15 protein-coding genes are annotated in these 25,700 nt (G+C 40.2%); 3 read left to right on the forward strand and 12 right to left on the reverse strand.

Annotated features, from left to right (window positions below; all coding sequences use genetic code 11):
- Positions 1–72 precede the first annotated feature (72 nt).
- Positions 73–2,316 carry a catalase/peroxidase HPI gene (gene katG / locus F2B13_RS11585; RefSeq protein ID WP_149304267.1) on the reverse strand — a complete coding sequence of 748 codons (2,244 nt, stop codon included), beginning with the start codon at positions 2,314–2,316 and terminating at the stop codon, positions 73–75.
- A gap of 312 nt (positions 2,317–2,628) precedes the next feature.
- Between katG and F2B13_RS11590 the strand changes: the two genes are divergently transcribed.
- Together F2B13_RS11590 and F2B13_RS11595 are read left to right on the forward strand one after the other, a co-directional pair.
- Entirely contained in the window at positions 2,629–5,586 is a 2,958-nt protein-coding gene (locus F2B13_RS11590) for a PAS domain S-box protein (protein WP_149304268.1), read from the forward strand.
- 293 nt (positions 5,587–5,879) lie between these two features.
- The gene (locus F2B13_RS11595; RefSeq protein WP_149304269.1) at positions 5,880–6,272 is read left to right on the forward strand and encodes a response regulator; all 393 of its coding nucleotides are present in this window, start codon (positions 5,880–5,882) and stop codon (positions 6,270–6,272) included.
- Positions 6,273–6,290: 18 nt separating this feature from the next.
- On the opposite strand, the gene F2B13_RS11600 is transcribed toward F2B13_RS11595, so the two are convergent.
- Positions 6,291–7,655 carry a DUF5689 domain-containing protein gene (locus F2B13_RS11600; RefSeq protein ID WP_149304270.1) on the reverse strand — a complete coding sequence of 455 codons (1,365 nt, stop codon included), beginning with the start codon at positions 7,653–7,655 and terminating at the stop codon, positions 6,291–6,293.
- Between the two features lie 51 nt (positions 7,656–7,706).
- Positions 7,707–10,436 (reverse strand): TonB-dependent receptor, encoded by a 2,730-nt coding sequence (locus F2B13_RS11605; RefSeq protein ID WP_149304271.1) that lies wholly within the window; start codon positions 10,434–10,436, stop codon positions 7,707–7,709.
- Positions 10,437–10,545: 109 nt separating this feature from the next.
- Between F2B13_RS11605 and F2B13_RS11610 the strand changes: the two genes are divergently transcribed.
- Positions 10,546–11,607 (forward strand): endonuclease/exonuclease/phosphatase family protein, encoded by a 1,062-nt coding sequence (locus F2B13_RS11610; protein WP_149273199.1) that lies wholly within the window; start codon positions 10,546–10,548, stop codon positions 11,605–11,607.
- A gap of 11 nt (positions 11,608–11,618) precedes the next feature.
- On the opposite strand, the gene F2B13_RS11615 is transcribed toward F2B13_RS11610, so the two are convergent.
- From F2B13_RS11615 to uvrC, 9 genes are all read right to left on the reverse strand, one after another.
- A complete protein-coding gene (locus F2B13_RS11615) occupies positions 11,619–12,209 on the reverse strand; it encodes a 3-keto-disaccharide hydrolase (protein WP_149273201.1) in 591 nt (196 codons plus the stop codon).
- 72 nt (positions 12,210–12,281) lie between these two features.
- Entirely contained in the window at positions 12,282–12,722 is a 441-nt protein-coding gene (locus F2B13_RS11620; protein ID WP_149273203.1) for a hypothetical protein, read from the reverse strand.
- Between the two features lie 90 nt (positions 12,723–12,812).
- A complete protein-coding gene (locus tag F2B13_RS11625) occupies positions 12,813–15,521 on the reverse strand; it encodes a TonB-dependent receptor (protein ID WP_149273205.1) in 2,709 nt (902 codons plus the stop codon).
- A gap of 171 nt (positions 15,522–15,692) precedes the next feature.
- Positions 15,693–17,330: a glucose-6-phosphate isomerase gene (gene pgi, locus F2B13_RS11630; RefSeq protein ID WP_149304272.1), complete on the reverse strand. Its 1,638-nt coding sequence runs from the start codon at positions 17,328–17,330 to the stop codon at positions 15,693–15,695.
- A gap of 162 nt (positions 17,331–17,492) precedes the next feature.
- Entirely contained in the window at positions 17,493–18,791 is a 1,299-nt protein-coding gene (locus tag F2B13_RS11635) for a M23 family metallopeptidase (RefSeq protein ID WP_149304273.1), read from the reverse strand.
- A 1-nt stretch (position 18,792) separates the two neighbouring features.
- Complete coding sequence (locus F2B13_RS11640; RefSeq protein ID WP_149304274.1) at positions 18,793–19,764, reverse strand: tryptophan 2,3-dioxygenase family protein; 972 nt, start codon at positions 19,762–19,764, stop codon at positions 18,793–18,795.
- 7 nt (positions 19,765–19,771) lie between these two features.
- Positions 19,772–20,551, reverse strand: a complete 780-nt coding sequence (locus F2B13_RS11645; RefSeq protein ID WP_149273213.1) for a DUF3108 domain-containing protein — start codon at positions 20,549–20,551, stop codon at positions 19,772–19,774.
- Positions 20,552–21,403: 852 nt separating this feature from the next.
- A complete protein-coding gene (locus F2B13_RS11650; protein ID WP_149304275.1) occupies positions 21,404–23,671 on the reverse strand; it encodes a patatin-like phospholipase family protein in 2,268 nt (755 codons plus the stop codon).
- 164 nt (positions 23,672–23,835) lie between these two features.
- On the reverse strand, positions 23,836–25,623 hold the full coding sequence (gene uvrC / locus F2B13_RS11655) for an excinuclease ABC subunit UvrC (RefSeq protein WP_149304276.1): 1,788 nt from the start codon (positions 25,621–25,623) through the stop codon (positions 23,836–23,838).
- Positions 25,624–25,700: the final 77 nt, after the last annotated feature.

Below are 25,700 nucleotides of genomic sequence, written 5' to 3' on the forward strand. Positions count from 1 at the left end.
ACAAAAATATAAAAGGCCACAACAACCAAGGTATGATGTTGTGGCCTTGTTTTATCAATTAAGATTATAAGATTACTTCAAATCAAAACGATCCGCGTTCATTACTTTGGTCCAAGCCGCTATGAAATCGTTCACAAATTTTTCCTTACCGTCTTCACACGCATATACTTCAGCAATGGCACGAAGTTCTGAATTCGATCCAAAAATCAAATCTACCCGTGTCGCATTCCATTTTACTTCCCCGGTTCTACGGTCGGTTCCTTCAAAAACATCTTCAGTATCAGACGTAGACTTCCAAGAAACTCCCATATCTAAAAGATTGTTGAAGAAATCATTGGTCAGAACCCCTTTACGACTTGTAAACATGCCTAAATCAGATCCGTCAAAATTCGTGTTCAACACACGCATTCCTCCAATCAAAACCGTCATCTCAGGGGCCGTTAATCCCATAAGTTGGGCCTTGTCTATCAAAAGTTCTTCCGCAGAAGCACCGTAGTTACCTTTTACATAGTTTCGAAAGCCATCGGCCCTTGGTTCCAAGGCGTCGAATGCCTCGGCATCGGTCTGTTCAGCCGTCGCATCGGTACGGCCCGGCGAAAAAGGAACTGATACTTGATGACCTGCATTTTGGGCCGCTTCTTCCACTGCGGCGGAGCCGGCAAGCACTATCAAATCCGCCAGTGACACCTTCTTATCTCCAGACTGTGCATCATTGAATTCTTTCTGAATCCCCTCAAGTGTCTTTAAAACCTTTGCCAGTTGGTCGGGATTGTTGACTTCCCAATCTTTTTGAGGAGCCAACCGTATTCTTGCGCCGTTTGCCCCTCCTCTTTTATCGGATCCTCTGAAAGTAGAAGCCGAAGCCCAGGCTGTAGAGACCAATTCAGATACAGATAGCCCTGAAGCCAAAATTCTTTTCTTTAGCTCTAAAGCATCCGACTCCTCAATCAACTCATGATCAACGGCAGGTACAGGATCTTGCCATATCAATTCCTCATTAGGTACCTCTGGACCCAAGTAACGATCTACAGGTCCCATATCACGATGGGTCAACTTGAACCAAGCCCGGGCATAGGCATCGGCAAACTCGTCTGGGTTTTCCAAAAAGTGCCGTGAAATTTTTTCATAATCCGGATCCATTCGTAATGACATATCGGTGACCAGCATGAAAGGAGCATGCTTTTTCTCTGGATTATGTGCATCGGGTACCGTACCGGCTCCGGCATCTCCCTTGGGCTTATATTGCCAAGCACCACCTGGGCTTTTGGTCAATTCCCATTCATAACCGAATAAGTTTTTAAGATAGGTATGGCTCCACTTGGTAGGGGTATCCGTCCAGGCACCTTCCAGGCCACTGGTGATGGTATACTCTCCTTTTCCATCTCCAAAATTATTTTTCCATCCCAACCCTTGCTCGGTAATTCCAGCTGCCGCAGGCTCCGCTTCCACATACTCAGTTGGATCTGCAGCACCGTGCGTCTTTCCAAAGGTATGGCCCCCTGCAATAAGTGCAACAGTTTCATAATCGTTCATGGCCATACGACCAAAAGTTTCCCTAATATAATGTGCGGCTTCAACGGGGTCAGGATTTGCGTTATGTCCTTCAGGATTAACATAAATCAACCCCATATGGGCAGCCCCCAAAGGATTCTCCAATTGATTTTCTTTTGTATAGCGCTCTTGGTTACCAAGCCATTCCCCTTCAGAACCCCAATAAATATCTTCTTCAGGTTGCCAAATATCTTCACGGCCACCCGCGAAACCGAACATTTTTAAACCCATGGATTCATGGGCACAGTTGCCTGCCAAAATCATTAAGTCAGCCCAAGAAAGCTTCTTTCCATATTTCTTTTTTATGGGCCATAGCAATAGTCTGGCCTTATCTAAATTTGCATTATCCGGCCAGCTATTCAATGGTGCGAAACGCTGCGATCCGGAACCTGCGCCGCCTCTACCATCCGCAATTCGATACGTTCCAGCACTATGCCATGCCATTCTGATAAAAAATGGGCCGTAGTGACCATAATCGGCAGGCCACCAATCTTGTGAATCTGTCATCAACTCATAAAGATCGTTCTTAACCTCTTGCAAGTCTAAAGACTTAAAGGCCTCTGCATAATCAAAATCTTTATCCATAGGATCAGCAAGTGAAGAATGCTGTCTTAAAATATTAAGGTTTAATTGATTAGGCCACCAATCACGGTTTGTGGTGCCGCCACCCGCAGCTTGGTTTAGTTCCCCATTAAGAAACGGGCATTTCGCGCTCGATTCGTTTACATCCCAAGCTTCTCCTTGAGGGTTTTCATTGCTATTCATAATACGTTTTGTTTTTTAGAGTGTTCCCATAAAATTACCAAAAATGTGAGGTTAACCGAACCGAAATCCCATAGATATTACCTATGGTTAATTTTTAAGTCTTATAGCTTGTAATTCATAGAGAAATAAGCACCGAACAGTGAACCTTAAAAACTATCGTTTTTTAAAAAATCAAGGATTAAAAAATCACGGTATTTAGAAACACAAACTTATGCAGAAAGGTTTTTAGTAAACTTAACTCCACAATTTTAGCCTCACTCTTACGTTGTTAAAACAATTGTAATCTATGACACTAACCAAAACTACTTACAATTGCAAACATTATCTATCGACCTCATTCTTAAAGACTCTCCTTCTGCCCTTGCCATTTTAGATGAAAATTTAAAATTTTTAAGGTATTCCGATAAATGGCTTAAACAATTTGGGGGTAGACATCACGAACTGATTGGTAAAAACTTTTTTGAAGTGCTTTCTGAAATTCCAGAAGCTCTAAATCAAGCTCTAAAAAAAGCCTTGTGCGGAAAAGCCCAATTTAATGAAGCGTGTAAATTCATACGCATTGATGGTCAAATTCAATACTTCAAATGGCATATCAAGGCATGGAAAGACGAAGAGGACACCATCGGGGGCGTTACTATTTTGCTCGAAGATGTTACCGCAGAATATATCGAAAAAGAGCTGCTCTTTAAAGCGGAAAAAGTTTCTCGAACCGGTTCCTGGGAAGTAGATCTGCTCGGCAACAAAATATATTGGAGTCCCCAGACCAAAGAGATTCATGAAGTTGCCCATGATTTTGAACCCAATTTGGAAACGGGTATCAATTTTTATAAAAAGGGGAAGCATCGAGACACCATTACCGAATTGATTACCGAAGCAATATCGGAAGGTACCCCTTGGGATACCGAGCTAATTCTGGTCACCGCCAAAGGAAAAGAATTATGGGTACGTGCCAAAGGAGAAGCAGAATTCATAGGTGGTAAATGTGTCCGCCTTTTTGGAACTTTTCAAGATATCGACAAGAAAAAAAAGCGCGAATTGGCCTATAATAAAGTTTCGCAACGACTGGAAATTGCTACCAAAGGAGCGAACATCGGTATTTGGGACTACGACATAAGCCTTAATAATTTGGTTTGGGACGAACATATGTACCGCCTTTACGGAATTAAAGAGGATGATTTTAATAAGGAGTATGATGCGTGGTGTTCGGCTTTGCACCCCGATGATCGTAAACGTGCTGAGGAAGAGCTCGAAATGGCCATTTCAGGATCGAAAGAATTTAATACGGAATTTCGGATTATCTGGCCGAACGGGGAAATTCGCCGCATAAAGGCTGCGGGCAGCATACAACGTGATTCTGAAGGTAAAGCCCTTAAAATAATAGGAACGAACTGGGACATTACCGAACTTAAAACGACCCAATTGAAACTCAAAAAGAGTGAAGAATCTTTTCAAGGCGCTTTTGAAAATTCAAATATCGGTATGGCGTTGGTAGGGTTACAAGGGCAATGGATCGAAGTGAACCAAAGTCTTTGTAAAAGTTTAGGATATACCAAGAGCGAACTTATGCAAACGACATTTCAAGATCTTACACATCCAGAAGATCTTGATAAAGATTTAGCCCTCTTGGCAAAAGTAATTGAGGGGCAACAGGAAAGTTATCAGATTGAAAAAAGGTACTTGCATAAAAATGGGGATATCGTCTATGCCATTCTAACGGTAACCGCAGTAAATAATATTGAAGGTGAACTATCCCATTTCATTTCTCAGGTAATGGATATTTCACAACGTATCGAGACGGAACTTAAGTACAAGGAAGTTTCCGAGCGACTTAATGTCGCTACCAGAGTAGCCAATATTGGAGTTTGGGATTACAGACTTGAAGACAAAAGTGTTGTCTGCAATGATAATATGTATAAAATGTACCAAATCCCTAGAAATGTCGCCAACGCTATGGACGGTTGGACCAATAGGATCCATATCGATGACATCGACAATGTCAGGCATGAACTTCAAAAAACCATATCCGGTGAAAAACCGTTCAATACCCAGTTCAGGGGTATCAAATCGAATGGCGAAATCATTCATATCATGGCTTTTGGAGAAGCTCAATATGATATTCACGGTAAAGTTTCGAATATCATAGGAGCCAATTTTGACATTACAGAACTTGTGAATACCCAAAAGGAGCTACTTCAAAGCGAAGAATCTTTAAATGCAGCCTTTGAACATTCAAATATCGGTATGGCCATCAAGAATCTTGATGGTAGGTGGGTTCGTGTTAATGATAGTCTTTGCAGAAGCTTGGGATATACCAGTGAAGAATTACTTTCCTTTTCCTATAGGGATATCACCCATAAAGAGGATGTCGACAAAGAAATAGAACTGCATTTCGAACTTATTTCCGGAAAACGGAAAAGTTATCAGATGCAAAAACGGTATTATCACAAAAAAGGATATCCTGTTCACGTCATCCTTACGGTCACCGCTGTACGCAACGAGAACGGCCAGACGACCCGTTTTATTTCGCAGGTTTTAGATATCAACACTAGAATAGAAGCCGAAAAAAGTCTAAACGAATTAGTCGAGGTAACTCGAAGCCAAAACGACAGTCTTATGAACTTTGCCCATATCGTATCACATAACCTTAGATCGCATTCCAGTAACCTTTCGATGCTTACAGGATTCTTGAAAGATGAAAAGGACGAAGAAGAAAAAGAAGGTTTGGCGAATATGCTTGTCGATGCTTCGGAGAGCTTGAACGAAACCGTAGTACATCTCAACGAGGTGGTACAAGTCAAGGTCGGAGTCGCTGAAAGGTTAAAGCGGGTTAATCTACTAAAAACAATCAGTGGTGTAGAGAAGAATCTTAGTCTCTTGTTACAGGAAAAAAACACTACCTGTTATATCGATATCCCGAAAGACTTGTTCGTCTTCGCAATTCCTGCCTATTTAGACAGTATTTTCTTAAATTTATTTACAAATAGTATTAAGTACAGTTCCCCAGGTCGTTCCCCTGAAATTAGAATAGGCATAGAAAGAAGGAATAACTTTGTAGTATTGACATTTGCCGATAACGGCCTTGGTATAGACCTTAATAGGCATGGTGACAAGCTTTTTGGCATGTATAAGACCTTTCATCGCAATAAAGACGCCAAGGGTATCGGTCTTTTCATCACAAGAAACCAAATAGAAGCCATGAACGGTAAGATCGAAGTGGAAAGTGAAGTGAACATCGGTACTACCTTTAGGCTCTATTTTAAAGAACAGTAGCACATTTTTAACGATTAAAATAACGAGTACTTGCATCAAAGATGATGACCCTGTATTTATAAAATGAACAAGTTAGGTAGGGCTTTATCAAAAGTTCTTTTATCAATTCAGGAAACCTTCGGCGTATTTAAAGATTATGAAGTAATATACAACTATAGTCTTAAACCGCTTTCGCTTCAAGATTTAAATGATGTGCTTGAACAAGTGCAGCAAAGGTTTGGCTTCAGGTCTCATTTTCTATCTATTGAAAATGACGTGATTTTATATTGCTATACAATACAATCGTTACCAATATGAGAGAATTACTAGAAATCTGTATTATCGACGATGACGCTATTGCCGTTTTTGGACTAAAAAGAGGAATGAAAGCCATAGGTTTACAAAATAATCTAACTGTTTTTGAAAATGGCCTTGACGCTTTGGAAGATTTTGAAGAACGGGCAAAAAAAGGAGATAGGTTGCCTTCGCACATCTTTGTCGATTTGAACATGCCCATTATGGACGGATGGTCTTTTCTTGAGGACTTTACTAAGGCCTATCCATCTTATATGAGCCATTCTCATATTTTTATAATGACATCATCCATTAATCCAGAGGACATGGCCAAGGCGAGGACATATGGTCTATCCCAAAATTATCTTGAGAAACCTGTGGGGGCTGAAGTTTTAGAAGCTGTTTTTTCTTGACCTCTATATGTATTAGGGTCAATCTCTTACTCCCGGACTGAAATCATGAGGTGCATTTTGAGGCTGATCGATAGTCCCCAAATTACCTGAATCATTGTAAATCGTCCATTCTTCAAAATTGTAGTTGGCGCTTCCTTCGGTAACCGAAGTTTTGCGAACAGCCCTGCCATCTTCAAATTCATGGTTGGTTGCGGTTCCATCCTCTCCAATTATTCCAAAAATGTCAATGGTCTCCCCAAAGGGGTCTACAAGTTCAAGATTGTCGTCGCCGTTCGAATCGGCCGGACTATTGGTTCCGACACTTAAATCCGGTGAAAACCCATATACGTTTTCAAATTCATCACCATTTGGTGAGATGACCAAGGTACTTAGCCCCGCTATATTGAGCCCGCTTAAATCAATAGTAGAACTTACTTCCGTTTTTTCGTTTGTAAATCTATTCAACCGCCAGCCTTTAAGAGAGAGCGGCATTGAAGCTGAATTATAAAGTTCCACAAATCGTGCCCCGACATTATTATCCGGATCCGCCAATTCAGAGATAAATATCTGCCTCGATGTGAATTCATCGATGACGTCTTCACATCGTTCGTTGGTAAACTGAAGATCTTTGGCACTGCGTACTACCAAACTAAAATTATCATCCTCTTGAATTAAAACCCCAACTACGGCACCGCTACCATTTGGAAGCAATTCTTCCTGAAAATCAGAAAAGCCACTATTCAAAAGCGTTATTTCACGGTCTTCACAATCGACCAACGTTCTTTGTGTTTCCTCCCCCTGAACGGCATAAGTTTGGCCCAATTCTTCTTCTGAAATTTCCATACGGGCCAACCTTACCAAGGTATTCGTAAGGTTTTTCCCAACTTCTTCGATGGTAATCAGGGTGGGCTCGATAGCTGTACTTTCATCACAGGATACTGAAATATGCTGATCAAGAACAGCAGCCGGCAGCCTTCCGACAGAGACATTACCAAAAGAAGTAAAGGTACCGCCGAGCTTAAATTGACCTTTCGATTTGCCTAGATATAGCCCCTTTAATTTTATAAGTATTCTGCTTCCGACCGGATAAAATAAATGAGAATCTCTTAATTCTAATTCTATTTGAAAGCCGTCTGTAGGATTCGTAGGCCTATTTTGAAAGTAAAGCACATTGAAAAAATTTCCGAACTTATCGGAAGATGTTACATAGCCCTCAATAATCAAATCTTCTAAAATTTGAACGGTCTCCCCCTGAAAGCGCATTTTTACTTCAGCGTAGGTACTATTGGCCACCAAATTCATGTTGCATTGGTTTTTCAAAAGATCGTATTCCCTATCGGTCACGCACGCACCCAAGAAAAATGTCAGTGTGAAAAAAAGAAACTTATATAATGCATTGATCATCTATATAGGCCTTTGAGGGTTAGTAAATATGGTTACTGTCGAGCAAAAGGCTTAAAAGCTATAAGCAACGTTTACAAAAAAAGTTCGCCCATATCCATACCAATATTTTGGAGCGAAAGAAGGCTTACCACTCAAGTTGTCATGTCTTAACTGTCCGAAGTTTCCGGTTCTGCTCTGTTCATAGCCTCCTGTTCTGAACGTTTCATCAAAAAGATTATTGATGCTGAGAAAGATGCTCATATATTTACCCTTGCGGAGCCACGATTTGCCCCCTACCAGATTCAATAGATAGAAACTTTCCAGCGGTTGCTGTTTTAATAATTGATTTACATATTCATCGGTGGCATCCGGAAAAAAAGTGCCAGTCTCAGGGTCTATTAGAAAGCTTTCTGTTCTCTTTATAGTAGAAATATTCGCATAATTATCCGTCAGATAATTAGTAGTCATTGCTACCCACCAATACTTTGGGTCGCGATATTCAATTCCTAAGGCATATGCCTGCTGTGGACCTTGGCCAAGCTTATAATCCTTTATTTTGGCAGGGCCCAAGTCGATGTTGCCTTCAAGATTTATCAAGTCTTCTTCGGCATCGACGGTGTCGAAATTAATAATGACATGGGGGTCACTGGCGTAAAGATACTTGCCAACACCAGCTACGACATTCAACTTTACCATTGAAGACAGTTGATATTCGAGCCCAATTTCAAGACCTTTATGCAACTTGTCCAAATCAGTTAAAACCTCTTGTACAAAATCAGAGCCTACTCCTGAATCGACAAAAAAGAAATTGACATCGGTCATACGTTGAAAGCGCGTATAATAACCGGTAAATCTGCCTGTTAATTTTGGGAGTCTCAGGAAATAATTGAAATCAAATGAGGTAATCCTCTCGCTTTCGATCTCAGGTACGACCAGATTATTTTCTCTTGGATTGATAAATACATTCTGTAATACAGGCGGTCTTGTAAGGATAGCACCGTGACCTTTTAGCCAGTGCCTCCCGGTCAACATATACGTGAAGCCCGATTTCACTCCGTAGTCTAAAAAACGTAATTTTTCGCTTTTACCATAAGAGGTTTTCAGAAAACGTTCATTTTGAAATTTTCCATTCCGGCCATATTCCGTTTCGGCCAGCGCTCCGGAAACAAAGACATTAAAATTTGAACGGTCGTATCGAAGTTGTACAAAACCTGTGGTAGCTGAAGTTTCTAATCGATAGTAATAATTGAACATTTCTCCCTCCTTCTTATTAATCGGCCCTTTAAGATCGTTCAAGGTATCGGAAAACGGATCGACATCGGAATGGTAATCTGCCCCAAACAAATCTTCGATTTTTGAGAAATTATCGGATCGCAAGCTTCTAAAGGTCAAACCGAAATCTATCTGAAAATTATGGTTCACGTAAAAGTTTCCGATGGTGTTCAAAGTGATCTGGCGATCATCGGTTCTATCATCACTTAATACATAAGCCGCCTCGACCCCGCTATTAGCCCGATATATATTTGCCCATTTTAATTGGGGATCGTCTCTAAAACCTTCAGACGATGACACAGCACTCATGAAATTGGCTCCAATAGGACTGTTAATATAGAAGCTGGGCAAATAGCGATAGTACGTTGGATCGGGATTAGGCGCATTATAATAGCCCAAACGGCTTTTGTAGAAATTTCCGAACTGATAGGCGATACCTGTATTCAAACGAAATCGATCGGTCTTGTAATAATGGTTGAACGTAATAAAGGGTTCTTCGATGGTACGTTCCCTGGCGTTTCTAACCTTTCCATCTTGTTCACCCCAGTACGGATTGTATCTTTTCCCTACCATTTCAACCACTTCCTCAGAAATTGCCGAGGAACGTCCTCTTCTATTCGATGCAATTAGCCCCGTAAGGTTGATGCCATGGTTTTTGTTCAGCTTATATTCTATTGCTCCGAAAAGTGAAAAAGCATCATATAAAGTACCATCAATATAACCGTGTTCCGCCCATCTTCTAGAACCTGAGACTGCATAGGCAAGCCTATTTTTTTGTAGCCCTGAATTATAAGTGGCCATAAGGCGACCAGCATATGTTCGATTCGAAACGGAAGCAGAAAGCCTCGTTCCACTTCTTAATCCAGAAGGGCGGGTATCTATATTGGTATTTCCCATAATTCCACCAAAAGTAAAATCAGAAGCTTCAAGACCGTTCGTAAACTGCTGGTTTCTGGTCACATCATTGAGCCCGCCCCAATTATTCCATTGGGGTCGCCCATCATGAAATTTATTCATAGGGATACCATTAATGGACACGGTACTGTTTTGTGAATCATACCCTCGAACCCGAAAAAAAGTCTGGCCAAAATCAAAGGCGGCACGATTAAGAAAAACATCCCGGGTAGCTTGAAGCAGAGCTAAAGAATTTGAACTTACTTCATCATCGAGCAACTGAGCATCTGTTAGCGTCACTAAATTGTTGGTTTGTTCAAGAGTAATATCACGTTCCAGATAAATAATACCAAGGTTCAACAAAGTTGCCCCGCCAGAAATTGGGATACGTTTGGTATTAAAATCGTTTTGGGAAACCTGAAGAATATATTCTCCTTGGGTCGGGCGCTCCACCTGAAAATTTCCATTCAATTCGGTATAGGCGACAATTTTTAATCCTTCAATAGAAACTTTCGCCTCCTTTAGGGGTTCTTTGGTCGCCGCGTCAAATATCGTTCCTGCAACCTGAATGCGATTCTGAGCCTTAAGACTAGGGTGTAGGACGTAAATACTCATAAGTACGAAAAAAAATCGCATGTCATAGGGTGTGGGGCAGTGCTTTGCAAAATATAAATAATAAGTATTATCTTACTATTTTTTAACGTAAAATCTTTATAAAGTGTTAATTGGAGTACCATTCGTTGATATGAGAACCTGTCTTTTGAGCATACTCATTTTTGCAATACTCACATGTAATGCCCAAAAGGAGAAAAATTATGAAATACGAACGATAGCCTTTTATAATGTGGAAAATCTTTTTGATACAAAAGACGATTCACTCACTTTCGACGACGACCGAACGCCTGAGGGAAAGGATCATTGGAGTCCCGAACGCTACAGAAAGAAAATCGACAACATTTCTAAGGTACTTTCCGAGATTGGTTCGACCCTTACCGGAACATCTCCAGATATCTTAGGCCTTTGTGAAGTTGAGAACCTACGCGTAATCGAAGATTTGGTGCATAGTGAAAATTTAAAGGGTAAAAACTATGGTATTGTACATTTCGAATCTCCTGATGAGCGAGGCATAGATGTAGCCCTACTTTTTAAGAAAAACATCTTTTTACCTATTTCCTTTGCCAGCCGTCGGTTATTGCTTTTCGATGAGGATGGGGTTAGAAATTATACTCGAGACCAACTGATAGTTGCAGGTCTTTTAGACAACGAAAAGTTCTATTTTATCGTCAACCATTGGCCTTCTCGAAGCGGTGGCGAAGCGCGAAGTAGACCTAACAGAATCGCAGCTGCCAAATTGAATCAGCATCTCATTGATTCAATTCGATCATTAGACGTAGATGCCCGTATTATCAGCATGGGCGATTTCAACGACGACCCAATTAACGACAGCTTTAAAAAAGTACTTAAGACCGTCGGAAAAGAAAATAATCTTGAAACAGGGGATCTATATAACCCGATGGAAAAACTCTTTAGAAAAGGAATCGGATCATTGGCCTATCGCGACAGTTGGAACCTGTTCGACCAAATCTATTTTACCGAGAATGTTTTAGAAGCACCTTTAACCAGCTATCGCTTTTGGAAAGCAAAAGTGTTCAATAAGCACTATTTAGTTTCTAAAAAAGGAAAATACAAGGGATATCCTTTTCGAACCTATTCAGGAGGTAGCTACGCCGGAGGTTATTCCGACCATTTTCCAGTCTTCATCTATTTAATAAGAAACTCCCCGATTCAGCACGGAAAGGGGGAGTAATTTTGGTGGCTCTATAGCTCTTTGATTTCGATATTTCGCCATTTAACCTTTATTCCGCCCCCATCATGAATCTGTAGGGCCACTGAGCCTTCTCCTTGTCCAATTTTTTCATCGACCAAGCTGATCATTTTCTTTCCATTCAGCCAAGAGGTAATTTTATCACCTTTCACCCTTATTTTCATTGTATTCCAATCTCCCATTTTAAGATATTTATCTTTCTTAGGGTCTGGTTTGATCAACCATCCCCTCCCATACGATTCATAAACACCTCCGGTATCATGCCCTGGTGGGGCTACTTCTACCTGCCATCCACTAATTTTCGTGCCTTCAATAGTTGAACGAATAAATACGCCGCTATTTCCATTGGCTTCTTGTTTGAACTCCAAAGTGAGTTCAAAGTCTTTGTATTCGGCGTCTGTTGCTAAATAGCCATAGCCCTTGTCAGGCCCACTCTCACAAATAAGAAGACCGTCTTCTACATACCACTTTTCAGTGCCGTAAATAGACCAGCCATCAAGATTTCGGCCATTAAAAAGGTCTTTTTTTTGTGCATAAGTTGTAGTTGTCAGTAAGACAATCCCCAAGATTAAAATGTACTTCATTTAGCAAATTTTTGTTATTAATAATATACTCGTATCTCTAGATTAGACCATTACTCAAAATAAGAAAAGGCCCTAATTAAACCATTGGCCCCAAGGTATTCTACTTAAAATCAAGACAAGACCCAGCCCATAAAAAATAGCTATACTCTTGAACTTCTTATCTCCCTCGACAAATTTCTTGTGCCTAGACCAACCTATGGTAATCAGTACTATAGCAATTATATTGATAAACGGATGTTCTACAGCCAACAAACGGGATGCCGAATTGAGCCCTCCCATTCCGAGGGTCTGTATGGCCTGCAGGCCACTTGGAGAAATAAAAAACAAGACAAGGCCTACCAACAATTGGATATGGGCCAGTATCAGTGTAAATAGACTGAGCCGCAAATCTTTCTGCATGGTAAACATTTTATTTCCGATCCACCCAATTATTGCGTTGGCGACGGCAAAAAACAGAAGTGCCAATACGATATAAGCCAAATAGGAATGAACGGTCTGAATGATTTCGTACATAATGTTGATTTTAGCTTCTAAATGTACTGATTTTTGAGCATAAAAAAGCCCTGATTCAAAGTCAGGGCTAATGTACAAAATATTACATTTTTAAAAGTTGAATCGAACACTAGCATTCCAAGTTCTTCCGAAACCAAAGAAAACCCGGTTACTCACATTGATACCATCGTAGGTGACATCACCTGGTTCGACGAAATCATTAGTATCTGATTCTGCAATGTAAATAGTATCGAATACGTTATTGACATTTATCCGAAAGCTGAGCAGGTTCTCACCCAATGGTAATCCGTATGACAGACCGGCGTTAGCGAGACCAAAAGAGGGTAATTTCAAAGCACCCTGATCGGTAACGTCGGTGGCATCGAAGTCGGCATAGAGGTTATCGGCAAAACGGTATCCAGCATCAATACTCAAATTTTCTATGATTCCAATATCGGTTCCTATGAATGCCGTAAACTGCGCCGCATCGCCCACTTTAACACCATCTAAAGGCAATATCTCCTGTTGGGGCTGTCCATCAACGATAATAGGCTCTTGATCGTTATCGAAGAAAGTAGCGCTCACATCATCTTGATATTCCCAATTACCTATAGATAACATCCCAGTAAATGCCAGACGATTGTTTACCTGTAAGCGTCCATCGAACTCAATACCGGTATGTACTTGCGTAATCCCCAAAAGGTTAGCATTGCCCCGTATTTCCTCAGGAGTATCCGCATTAAAAGTTGCATTGACGCTTTCAAACCTATCTTTCCAACTTGTACGATATAGGTTCACATTCGCTCTAAAGGAAGCACTTCTATATCCATAACCCAATTCGAAACCAACAATCTTTTCATTGGTCAGATTAGGATTGAGGTTGTTGCCAAAATTTAGGTAAACGGCATCAAAAAGTGGTTGTTTGGAATAATAGCCAGCATTGGCAAAAATATTGTGGTTAGCATTGATGTTCCAGTTAATACCGCCCTTTATATTACCACCAAGAATATTCTCAAAATCAGTTTTTTCAGGAGGGGTTTCCCCAAAAAATTCTTCTCTTGCAAAACCTTGGTTCGAAAGGGCTCCCTGAATAAAAGTCGTCACATCATCGGTAAAGTTATACTCTATTTGACCAAATACGCCCAGCCAGTTTACAATTCCTGTATTGTAGTAATCTATTTTCTCTTCATCATCGATGTTTCCAAATACCCACCATGGTTGGTTAGCTTCGTAGGTCTCAAAAAATATGGGATTGGGGTCGTTATTTCGATTATCGGTCTGCAGATAGGCATCGCCTCCAAGTCGATTGTTGACCCTTCTATAATGAAAACCTTTGTAAGTTCTCAAGTCTATCCCGAAATCGACAACCAATTTATCGCTTATCCGATTGTTCAAATTAGCAAGAATACCATACCAGTTGTGGGAGTTGACCGATGCCCTTCGAGTAATGCCATTGGTATTGTTCTCGTTAGGATTTGTATCACTGTTATTTAAATACAGCCCATCTATCTGTTCCCTAGGAGTTGGACTGAAATCTGGCACCAACTGCCCGCTATTGTAGGCAAAGATATCATCTATACGTACAAGACCATCTGAAGACCTGGGTAACTGGAACTGTCTTTGGCCATTGATTTCGCCAATTTCGCCGGTTCCTCCACCACGACCAAAGGAGGCATAGGTAGAAGTTTCTAGGGTAGAAACATCATTAATAGTCCAAGCCCAGTTCAGACTAATTACCGGTTTATGATAAAAGTTTCTGCGAAAACTAAATTCTTTACCGTTTAAATATCCCCAATCACTGTTGTAACGTCTGTTTGGTTCTCCATTCTCTCCATACTCCAGATAATCTTCGATGGAGGGAGCAAAATCCCTCTGATGGTGCCACTGGGGAGCCCCAGTAACGGTGAATTCCAAACTATGGTTCGTCGTGGTGTAGCCTAAAGCCAAGAAAAAATTGTATCCTTCAAATTTAGTTCCATCAGCATACATATTACCCCCGGTTCTACTCAGTAACAAGGAAGTTGAAAAGCCATTGTCTAACAATCCCGTAGAATACGACGCCAAGGTCTTTACATAACCATCGTTACCTACTGTTCCGGCTATCGTACCACCTTCTACATTTGTGGCACTTCTCGTTACTACGTTGATTGTACCACCTACAGAGGAAACGGCCAGTTTAGAAGACCCAAGACCGCGTTGCACTTGTATTGCAGAGGTTACATCGGCCAAGCCGGCCCAGTTGCTCCAATAGACTTGGCCATTTTCCATATCATTAACGGGTACACCGTTTATCATTACGGCCGAATTGTTGGTATCAAAACCACGAATATTGATACGGGAGTCACCAAAACCACCACCGGTCTTGGTAGCGTAAATAGATGGTGTAGTATTTAGAATTTCAGGGAATTCTTGAGAACCCAACTTTTCCTGGATCTCTGCTGCTTTAATGGTAGAGACGGCAACTGGCGTTTTCCGATCCCTAGCAATATCTTGTACCCCAGTCACAATGACCTCATCCAAACTTTCCGCATCTTCAAGCAATGTAATTTGCCCAAGCTCGCCCGGACCATTGAAAGGAACCTCTTTTCTGATGTAGCCAATATAGGAAATGACCAATGTACCCGATGCTTCGGAAACCTCGATTGAAAAATTACCGTCGAAATCGGTCGAAACCCCATTAGTAGTTCCTTTAACCAAAATATTGGCACCGGCTAACGGCTGGTCAATTTGTTCGTCAATTATAGTTCCAGAAATCGTTCCTTGAGAAAAGGCCAAGGCCGCCATAAAGAAGGCGACCCCAAATAGGTATAGATTTTTCATTTTTTGAGTGTTTTTCGTTTTCGATGTTGCCGCAAAAGTGCCTTATTTTTGGCACCCGAATATTAAGACAACGTTAAATTAGTCGATGTCAAAATTAACCTAAAATTGTGAAAACAAGGACTGGCGGACAAGGAGTTATGAAATATTATCAAGAATTGACAAATTACTATTTCAACTCTTAAAAGATTGAAGAAGTTGCAGTGTAGAAGCATCATGATTGGCAATTTCAGAACCTTTGATATCCTCTAGTATCGTGCCTGCCAATTGTTTGCCCAATTCTACGCCCCATTGGTCATAACTGAAAATATTCCAGATAACACCTTGCACAAATATTTTGTGTTCATAGAGGGCTATAAGACTACCCAAACTGCTGGGGGTAAGCCTGTCTATCAATATTGTATTGGTTGGCCGATTGCCCTCAAATATTTTAAATGGCAACAACTTTTGAATTTTAGCTTCATTCATACCTTTCTCTTCGAGTTCGCTTCGTACCTCTGTCGCCGTTTTTCCGTTCATCAACGCTTCGGTCTGTGCAAAAAAGTTGGCCATTAATTTATGATGATGATCTAAATCGCCATGTAACGAACTCTTGAACCCTATAAAATCTACAGGAATTAGTTTAGTCCCTTGATGTATTAACTGAAAGAAAGCGTGCTGAGAATTGGTGCCGGGCTCTCCCCATATAATTGTTCCTGTTTGGTAATTCACTCGGTCTCCATTTCGATCGACACTTTTACCGTTACTCTCCATTATACCCTGCTGTAGATACGCCGAAAATCGGCTCAAATACTGGGTGTAGGGAATAATCGCCTCCGTTTCGGCACCATAAAAATTATTGTACCACACGCTCAAAAGTGCAAGCATTACAGGTATATTGTCAGCAAATTCGGCAGACTTGAAATGTTGGTCCATAGCCCGGGCCCCATCCAGCAAGGCATCGAAGTTTTCAAACCCGACTGCTAGAGCTATCGAGAGCCCTACGGCACTCCATAATGAAAACCTTCCCCCGACCCAGTCCCACATAGGAAAAACATTTTCCGCCGAAATACCAAAATCGGATATGGCCTGTGTATTTGTCGAAACTGCCGCAAAGTGCAAAGCGATATCCTTTTGCGTGGCATGCTTCAAAAACCATTTTTTTATAGTGGTCGCATTACTTAAAGTTTCTTGGGTGGTAAAGGTTTTAGACACCACCACGAAAAGAGTAGTCTCAGGATTAAGTTCCTTTAGTATCTCATGAACATGGTCGCCATCGACATTACTGACAAAATGGGCCTTTAGCCGATTCTTATAGAATTTCAGAGCCTCAGTGACCATTGCCGGACCTAAATCAGAGCCCCCAATACCAATATTGACCACATCGGTAAAGGCCTTTCCCGTAAATCCTTTCTTATTTCCGGAAATAACGGAATCGCAAAACTTCTTCATATGCGCCTTAACTTCATACACCTCTGGCACTACATTTTTCCCATCGACCCGAATTACGTCATCTTCTTTAGCCCGCAAGGCCGTATGGAGTACTGCCCTCCCTTCAGTCTGATTAATAAGATCGCCGTCGAACTGTTTTTGAATTGCATCACCCAACCCTACCTCATTGGCTAGTTCTAAGAGCAACTGAAGGGTCTTTTCAGATATTCGGTTCTTTGAAAAATCAACCAAAAAATCGTTCCATTGTAAGGAAAATTTATTAGCTCGGTCACCGTCCGACTTAAAAAGATCTTTTAAATGGGCATTTTTATTTTCTTCGAAGTGTTGGCTCAGTTTTTTCCAAGCCTGGGTAGTTGTGGGGTTTGTATGTTGCAATGCCATTTTGATTATTTATAGCGATTCGACTAATTGAATGGCGAATTTAAACCATAAACGGTCTAATAGCAAGCTGCATTAAAAAATGAAGGTTAAGAAATTCAATTTGGGCCACCACCATAATTATCCCTTTCTAGAAAGTAGAATTGCCCCCAAACGAACAAGTATTCACTTGTTCAAAGAAACCATATCCTCCGAAGGAAAGTCTTCTTCTACAGGCATTTCAGGATACAGTATGCAGTCAAGCTGATCCTTTTTTGGTGTGATATACTCAAAATAGGCGGGTTGAAGGCTTTCGGCCAAGGGTTCGGCCTTCGGTAATTCTTCACGAAGAGGGTCTACTTGTCTACCATTCTTCCAAAACCGATAACATACATGAGGGCCACTTGTATTACCAGTCATCCCTATCCAACCGATGATATCGCCTTGCCGGACGTAATCTCCCCTCTTTACGTTCTGCTTTTTCATATGCAGATATTGGGTCGAGTAGGTACCATTATGTCGTATTTTAACATATTTTCCGTTTCCTCCACGCCGTGTAGATTCGGTAACCGTTCCGTCTGCAGTAGCCATAATGGGGGTGCCCAAAGGAGCGGCATAGTCGGTTCCCTTATGTGGTCTAACTTTATTGCCGTAATATCGAATTCTTCTTTTCAAATTGTATCGGGATGAAATACGGCTAAATTGAACCGGGGCCCTTAAAAAGGTCCTCCTTAGATTATTGGCTTCCTCATCGAAATAATCTACGATACTTTTAAGGGAATCGTTTTCATATGCAAAGGCATAAATGGGTCGTCCTTCGTGTTCGAAATAGGCCGCCTCTATAGGTCCTGCACCCGCGTATATCGAATCGTTGATATATTTTTCTTTGTAGATAACCTTGAACTTGTCACCTTTTTGCAATCTAAAGAAATCAATCGTCCAAGCATAAATTTCCGATAGGTTATTCGTTACGTTATAGTCTATACCTTGGTCTAAAATAGCCTCGGAAAGTGAAGTTTCTATAACCCCCGAAGCCTCGCGCTCCTTATATTTGACTTCTTTCTTCTCTTTATAGGCCACCACACTGTCCCTCAAATCAACAACCGTATAATTGATAGGGTCATTTTCATAAATAAAAACTTGTGCCGTTTCCGTAGTATCTTTTGATTTTAAAATCAGATACGGTTTTCCAACACGTATTCTCCGTACATCAAAAGTATCTCTGAACTCTTCAGTTATCTTTGCAATTTTAGGATATTCCACCTTGTGCTGTAACATTAATTCACCAAAACTGTCTCCCCGTTTAACAGTATCCTGTTTGACTGTAAACTCGTCGAGATTAAAACCAAATTGTTTTACGATAGGCTTTTTTATGGGCACAATTGACGCAATCTTCTTTTTGGAGAGTTCCTGATTCACGGTTTTTCCGTCTTTGCAGGAAAGTGAAAGAAATAGCATTAAAATTAGGCCCCAGTATTTTTGCATTTTAATCTCCTGTTGTTTTGTCGGGGTTAAAGATATGGTCTACCCATTGCTTTCCCCAATTATTTAACTCTTGTTTCGAATAAATTTCCGGAAAAAAAACGATTTTCTGAAAACTTGGCGGCAAATATTCTTTCCAATTAGTACCCCCGGTTGCCTCTACTTGATCTTTATCCTTTCCAAGATAACGATGTGCAGAGCCCATATGCATCAAAGGCCAGTTCACGTTTGCGTTTATGTCTAACTTCTTTAACGCACCGATCAGCTCTTTATTATTTTTTTTATGTGCTTCTAAGCGTAGATATTTATGGTAAATCGTATTATTTTGAACCTGCTTCGCAATACGTATTAAACGAGGGGTATACCGATATTCAAATTGCTTTAAGGTCAATGTTTTTTCACCGGTAGATAAGTCGGTAGCGCCCTTTTTCCAGTAGATATTCTCGTAGAGTTCTTCAATACTGTTTTTCGATGAATAATGATGCCTTTCACTTTCGTGCACCAAGTTTTCCAATGGTGTAGCGTAAAGTTCTATCATTCTAAACTGTGCAGACTGAAATCCGCTTGCAGGAAGTAAGGCCATCCTATATTGTAAAAATTGTTCCTTCTCCATGCCTTTGATCATGATACTGAAAGATGAGATCAAAGCCTTATAGTAACTGTTGATCCGTCTGGTTTTCTCAATAAAGAAATCAAGGTTTTGTGATTTATCGTCAACCAATTGCTTTTGCTCATGGAGTATGAGCTTAAAATATAGCTCGGTGATCTGATGGTACATGATAAAAATTTCCTCATCGGGAAAGTATGTACGTGGCACTTGAAGGCTCAGCAAGGTATCAAGGTGTATGTAATCCCAGTAGGTAAGATATCTCTGGTACAGCAAACCATCTAAATAAGAGCTCAGATCTTGGCCTGAGTCTTTATATTTCTCTTCAAGCCTGGATATTTGGGAATCAATACGCTCTTTGTCGTTCATTCTAGACCTAGTCCATTATAATTTTAAATTGATGCTTCAAACCGTTGTAACCATCCAGGTCGGCCTTGATCGATCCGACCGCTAAATCGGCCTGAATACGTACGGGGATTTTATTGTCGTCGGCAGACACCCAAAGGGAAAGGCTCTCTTGCTCTTTAAAAACCCGGCCCGATTGCACGTAAGGCCTAAATTTATAACATTCTACTTTACCAAACTTCGTTTTCAAAATTTCAGTGCCCAAATATTTTAGCTTAAAATTGAAAATACCATCATCATCGTACAACATCTTAAGTGTAATCGCCTCCCCTTTGATCAAATCATCAGGGTCGTAATTATTTCTTAGATAATAGAACGCGGATAATAAGTCTTGAATACTATCCTGTAGTTCGAAATTATACTTCTTATTGTGTTTTTTATCATTTAAAATCGCCTCATCTTTTTTATGATCAAAACGAATGTCATAATCTTTGGTATAGCCACCTTCGTTAATCTTCCGAATGAATTTATAGGGCTTGCCATCTTCCATTCCGAAATAGCTTTCATAGGTGTCATCTACCTTAAAAAAAACACTTGCGAAACCTGTTGTGCGCCCTTTGCCAACCACATGATACACAGGTACGCCATCTATACTGGCCGATTTTACATGTAAAGTAGCATAGCTAGCGTTTAAAATTCCATAATGCATACGGAATTTTAGCCATTCGCCAGGCTCAAAGGCCGAATCACCTCCTTGCGCTAACGAGGAAAAGAGAGATAGTAATAATAATAGCGTTACGACTTTTTTCATAGCGATACGTTAGAGCAAAATTACAAAATGCCTGTCTAAACATGATTTAAAGTACATTACTTAAACAAAATTTATTCCAAAGTATTGTATGCCTATGACATACCTATAAAAGAGGGCAAATAAAAAAAAGCCTTGACAATGTTGTCAAGGCTTTTCCTAAATAACCAACCAAACTTTAAATTATGAAAAACCAATACTTAAAGTTGTAAGGGAACCACCCCTTACACCAACAAATTTAAACCATACTTTTTCATAGCAAACGGTTTTAACTTACTTTAACTATTACATTAACAGTTCTTTTTACTTACAAGAAAAAAATTGGCAATTTGTTAAGAGAAAACGGTAGAACCGACTAGATGAACCTTATTTCAGAGGCAGATCGTCAATCCAATTTCATTTTTTTCATGAAGCGTTCCTAGTGATTACAGTTCCCATTCAATAGATTCAAACAAAGCCTTAAAATTTCACTTCCCGAATAATTTCAATAAACATATTTAGTTGTATAAAATGGTTTCGCCCTAAGATAAGACACCCGACAGCACCATTTCGCCTTGTTCATCTTTTGATTCCTGAATTTAAAATAGTATTGGGAACCACATTGGGTATTGATAATGAGCAATTATCTAAATTCGACATGATATCCATTAGCTTTTGAACGTCATAAAAAAGAAGGAGTTATTTCTTGAATTTAAATTTTATTCTTGGATCTTGCTGTGTAGTGAATTCTCCAAAAGAATGAAACGAATGGTCTAGCGTTTTACTATATGGCCCAAAGAATGGCCGTTATGTCTCTTCATTCATTGAACATCAGTATTACAAATATTCGGAAAAAGGAAAACTGGTTCTTTTCTATCAAAACCAGTATCCGAGGCTAAAAAAGAAATTACTGGACTTGCCTTCTGGAGACCACGTATAATGCACTTGTAAAGGACCCAAAAATGATTCCCATCCATAACCGACACCATACCCTGAAAAATCAGGGCTCGTAAACCAATCCCCCGTTCTAAAAAGGTCATCGTCGACATTGGCATAGTTCGCCGAAAACATAAAATGATTTTTAGGTATAAATTCAAAATCCAACCTACCATAGGCTTTGACGAAACTATTTCCTGGCAAGCTTAAAAAATCATATCCTAAAAATGGGGTAAAATTATTTATCAAGTCGGCACCAAGGCCTCCCAATACAAAATCGAAGGAAGTCACATTCGAGGTGCCCAGTTTAAAGCCTCCTTCCGTCTCAATATTCATTGATAAATTCGAAAACAAAGGAAAAGCTGTGCCCATTCGGGCTTTCGCAATAGAAAATTCCTTGAAATTATCGTTAAAGTCAGATGACAGCACATAAAAATGAAAATCCCCATCAAAAAATAAGCCTTTGGAAGGAAAATATCGGTCGTCGTACGTATCCAATGTAAGTTGCCCAAAAGCACTATAAAAATTGCTTTTCTCAAAAAGGGTTCGGTCATCCTCGATGGTGAGGCCTAGAAAATCGTCTTCGCCGTTTTGCCTTAGCGTCTTTGTACTGTACTTTAAAAATTTGTATTCTATACCCATTCTATATGCAAACTCTTCACGTAATACAGTCTGTACGTACATTTGATTCGTAAAGTCCTTCACATCGAGATTTATCGTATTGATATTTGCGCCAAAAGGTATTTCAAAATTACTCCGTATCAAGTCAAAGTTGATATCTTTTCCAAACTCATTAAAACGTGAGCTGATACCGAAGCTCCAGTAGGACCCTTTATCCACATAATATTGAAAGTTATAACGAATGTTGTCGCCAATGATAAAATCAAAGGATGTAACATCATCGCGCATAAGAAAGTTCTTCTGGGTCAAATTGATGATTCCCGCAGTTTTGTAAAGATTATCATAATGAGCGCCTAAACGGATGAAAGTCTTATTCTGGTTTTCTATCAGCTTCAAGGTCAACTCTTCCTCATTGTTTCTGGTAGACAACCTATATCGTATCGTCTGAAAATTGCCGGTGGCGGATAGATTGCTGATTCCCTGTTGCAGCTTACCAAATGTGGTCGGTTCGTCGAGTTCAAACCTCAACTTACCCTTGACATAGCCACGGGTATAATTTTCCGCATCTGTAATCACCATTTTGTTTATGGTAAGCGAATCTTGAGTCTGTACCTTTCGAATCGATTTACTCCTTTTAAGTTCACTATGTGGTGCAAGCCGCTCTAGCTCTTCATATTTTTGCATCGCAGCATTTTCCCCACTCGCAATAATGGCCTCATAAAGATTAAAATCAATGACACTGTACTCGCTCATATCGGGTTTTATATAGATATCGGTACGCTCAGACTTCCTTTCCATATCCAATGCGGTTCTATAATTATTTATTTGAAGTAAGATTTCCGTCGCCGATGATAGGGCCTCTCGGTCTCTTAAGCCGTGCTGAACATCGACGCCGATAATGACATCGGCACCCATCGCCCGTACCTCTTCAACGGGATAATTGTTTACCACCCCACCATCAATAAGTACTCGACCATCAACAATGGCAGGATCAAATAGAGAAGGCAATGCCCCACTGGCCATGACCGCTTCTGGCAGGTACCCTTTATCAAGTAATACTTCTGCACCCGATTCGATATCCGTGGCAATGCATAGAAAAGGAATGGGCAAATTCTTAAAGTCTTTTACATCTCTAACCGGGTATAATAAACGAACGAGTTCATTATATACATTCTGTCCTCCAGAATACGCTTGAGGTACTGAAACCTGGAATTTCTTGAACGGCAGGGTTATGGCATAGCGCTCAGAATTTTCCTTTTCATAAAAGGTTTTTGCTCCTCTTGGAAGTGTATCTTCAATCAAGTCTGTAAAGTCGGTATTCTTAAAAATGGAATCAAGCTCAAATGCGGAAAAGCCAGAAGCATAGAGTGCACCTACAATGGCTCCCATACTTGTACCACCTATATAATCGATTTCGATACCGGCTTTCTCGATGACTTTCAAAGCACCTATATGAGCCATACCCTTTGCTCCTCCTCCGCTTAGGACCAAACCTACCTTGAGGTCCTTATTTTCCAGACCTTGGTTTTGTGCCATCGAGAAGGCTCCCACAAATAAAAATAACAAGATAACGACCAGTTTTTGCATCCTCTTTGCCAATTAGCTTACCTGTCGACTTCTGTCAAGGTCTTTATTCTTCGTTTCTTCATCTTTCGTCGCATTTGGGATTCCAATTACTTTCTCAATTCCTTTTAACCGACCAAATCATACAAAAATCAATTCAAACTGGATCATCGCGTGATAATTAGAGGTCAGTGAAATGTCTCATAAATTTTCTTGGCCTTTGAAATACCGATGGCCTTCGCCAAGGTTTCAATGGACGCCTCCTTAATTCTTTTTACCGATTTAAAACTTTTTAGAAGCTCTTCAGCGGTCTTATCTCCTATACCTTCAATACTTTGCAGCTCGGAGTTTATTGCAGCCTTACTCCTTTTATTACGATGGAACGTAATTCCAAAGCGATGGGCCTCATTGCGTAGCTGCTGTATAATTTTAAGGCTTTCGGACTTCTTGTCAAGGTACAATGGTATTGGATCTTCCGGAAAATAAATCTCCTCCAACCGTTTGGCAATACCAATGATTGCAATTTTACGACGAAGACCTAGAATATCGAGGCTCTTCAGCGCAGAAGACAACTGACCCTTGCCGCCGTCGATGACAATCAATTGGGGTAACGGCTCCCCTTCGGCCACAAGTCGCTTATACCGTCGAAATACGACCTCTTCCATTGATGCGAAATCGTCAGGGCCATCAACCGTTTTAATATTAAAATGACGATATTCTTTTTTAGCGGGTTTGCCATTTTTGAACACGACACAGGCCGCTACTGGATTGCTCCCCTGAATATTACTATTGTCGAAGCATTCGATATGGCGAGGTTCTTCTTGCAATCTTAAGTCCTTCTTCATTTGTGCCATAATACGGTTAGTATGTCGGTCAGGGTCAATAATTTTTATTTGTTTAAACCGTTCTTGTCGGTAGAATTTTGCATTTCGTTCCGATAAGTCGAGAATCTTTCTTTTATCTCCTAATTTCGGTACCGTTATCTTTAAATCTGGGAAAATCGCAATCTCAAAAGGCAAGTATAATTCTCTGGATTGTGAATTGAACCGTTCCCGTATTTCCAAAATGGCCAAAGACAAAAGGTGTTGATCCGTTTCATCTAGCTTCTTTTTTATTTCAAGCGTATGTGATCGAACAATAGATCCGTGCGACAACTGCAAAAAATTCACATAAGCATGGGACTCATCAGAAACTATGGTAAATACATCAACATTATTAATCTTAGGATTGACAATAGTAGATTTCGCTTGATAGTTTTCTAAAACTTCAATTTTTTCCTTCATTCGTTGAGCTTCCTCAAATTGCATTTGGGAGGCCAAATATTTCATTTGCGCCTTAAAATAATGCAATGAAGATTTGAAGTTGCCCTTGATGATTTGACGAATATCTTCGATTTGCGCATGATAATTTTCCGCGGTCTGCATTCCTTCACAGGGGGCCCTACAATTCCCTAAATGATATTCAAGGCAAACCTTATACTTTTCAGCATCTATTTTGTCTTGAGATAGGTCATAATTGCAAGTTCGCAACGGATATACACTTTTGATCAAATCCAGTAAGGTTCTGACCGTTTTCATACTTGTGTAGGGGCCGTAGTATTCAGAACCATCCTTGACTAATTTTCGAGTAGGGAAAATTCTGGGGAAACGTTCGTTTTTTATACAAATCCATGGATAGGACTTATCGTCTTTTAGCAACACGTTGTACCTAGGTCGATACTTTTTGATCAGGTTATTTTCCAATAGAAGGGCATCCGACTCCGTTGGAACAACAATGTGTTTGATTCGGCTTATCTTTTTTACCATGACACGGGTTTTGCCATGTTCATGTTTTTTGTTAAAATAAGAGGCTACACGTTTCTTTAAATCTTTTGCCTTGCCTACGTATAGCATTTTGTCATCAGAATCATAGAATTGGTACACCCCAGGATTACTGGGCAACGTACTCAACTGTAATTCAACGGGAATGTGGGACATTCAGTAGGACATTAATCAAATTAGACCTCGGCGGCAATTCTTTTGATAAGTTAAATTACTATGTTTTACTAAAAGGC

It is taken from the genome of Pareuzebyella sediminis (genome assembly GCF_008367235.1).
GTDB classification, from domain to species: Bacteria; Bacteroidota; Bacteroidia; order Flavobacteriales; family Flavobacteriaceae; genus Pareuzebyella; species Pareuzebyella sediminis.

Bases quoted from the DNA above. Each gene is read 5' to 3' on its own strand.
- katG (WP_149304267.1), bottom strand. From the start codon at position 2,316: ATGAATAGCAATGAAAACCCTCAAGGAGAAGCTTGGGATGTAAACGAA.
- F2B13_RS11595 (WP_149304269.1), top strand. From the start codon at position 5,880: ATGAGAGAATTACTAGAAATCTGTATTATCGACGATGACGCTATTGCC.
- F2B13_RS11600 (WP_149304270.1), bottom strand. From the start codon at position 7,655: ATGATCAATGCATTATATAAGTTTCTTTTTTTCACACTGACATTTTTC.
- F2B13_RS11605 (WP_149304271.1), bottom strand. From the start codon at position 10,436: ATGCGATTTTTTTTCGTACTTATGAGTATTTACGTCCTACACCCTAGT.
- F2B13_RS11610 (WP_149273199.1), top strand. From the start codon at position 10,546: ATGAGAACCTGTCTTTTGAGCATACTCATTTTTGCAATACTCACATGT.
- F2B13_RS11615 (WP_149273201.1), bottom strand. From the start codon at position 12,209: ATGAAGTACATTTTAATCTTGGGGATTGTCTTACTGACAACTACAACT.
- F2B13_RS11620 (WP_149273203.1), bottom strand. From the start codon at position 12,722: ATGTACGAAATCATTCAGACCGTTCATTCCTATTTGGCTTATATCGTA.
- F2B13_RS11625 (WP_149273205.1), bottom strand. From the start codon at position 15,521: ATGAAAAATCTATACCTATTTGGGGTCGCCTTCTTTATGGCGGCCTTG.
- pgi (WP_149304272.1), bottom strand. From the start codon at position 17,330: ATGGCATTGCAACATACAAACCCCACAACTACCCAGGCTTGGAAAAAA.
- F2B13_RS11635 (WP_149304273.1), bottom strand. From the start codon at position 18,791: ATGCAAAAATACTGGGGCCTAATTTTAATGCTATTTCTTTCACTTTCC.
- F2B13_RS11640 (WP_149304274.1), bottom strand. From the start codon at position 19,764: ATGAACGACAAAGAGCGTATTGATTCCCAAATATCCAGGCTTGAAGAG.
- F2B13_RS11645 (WP_149273213.1), bottom strand. From the start codon at position 20,551: ATGAAAAAAGTCGTAACGCTATTATTATTACTATCTCTCTTTTCCTCG.
- F2B13_RS11650 (WP_149304275.1), bottom strand. From the start codon at position 23,671: ATGCAAAAACTGGTCGTTATCTTGTTATTTTTATTTGTGGGAGCCTTC.
- uvrC (WP_149304276.1), bottom strand. From the start codon at position 25,623: ATGTCCCACATTCCCGTTGAATTACAGTTGAGTACGTTGCCCAGTAAT.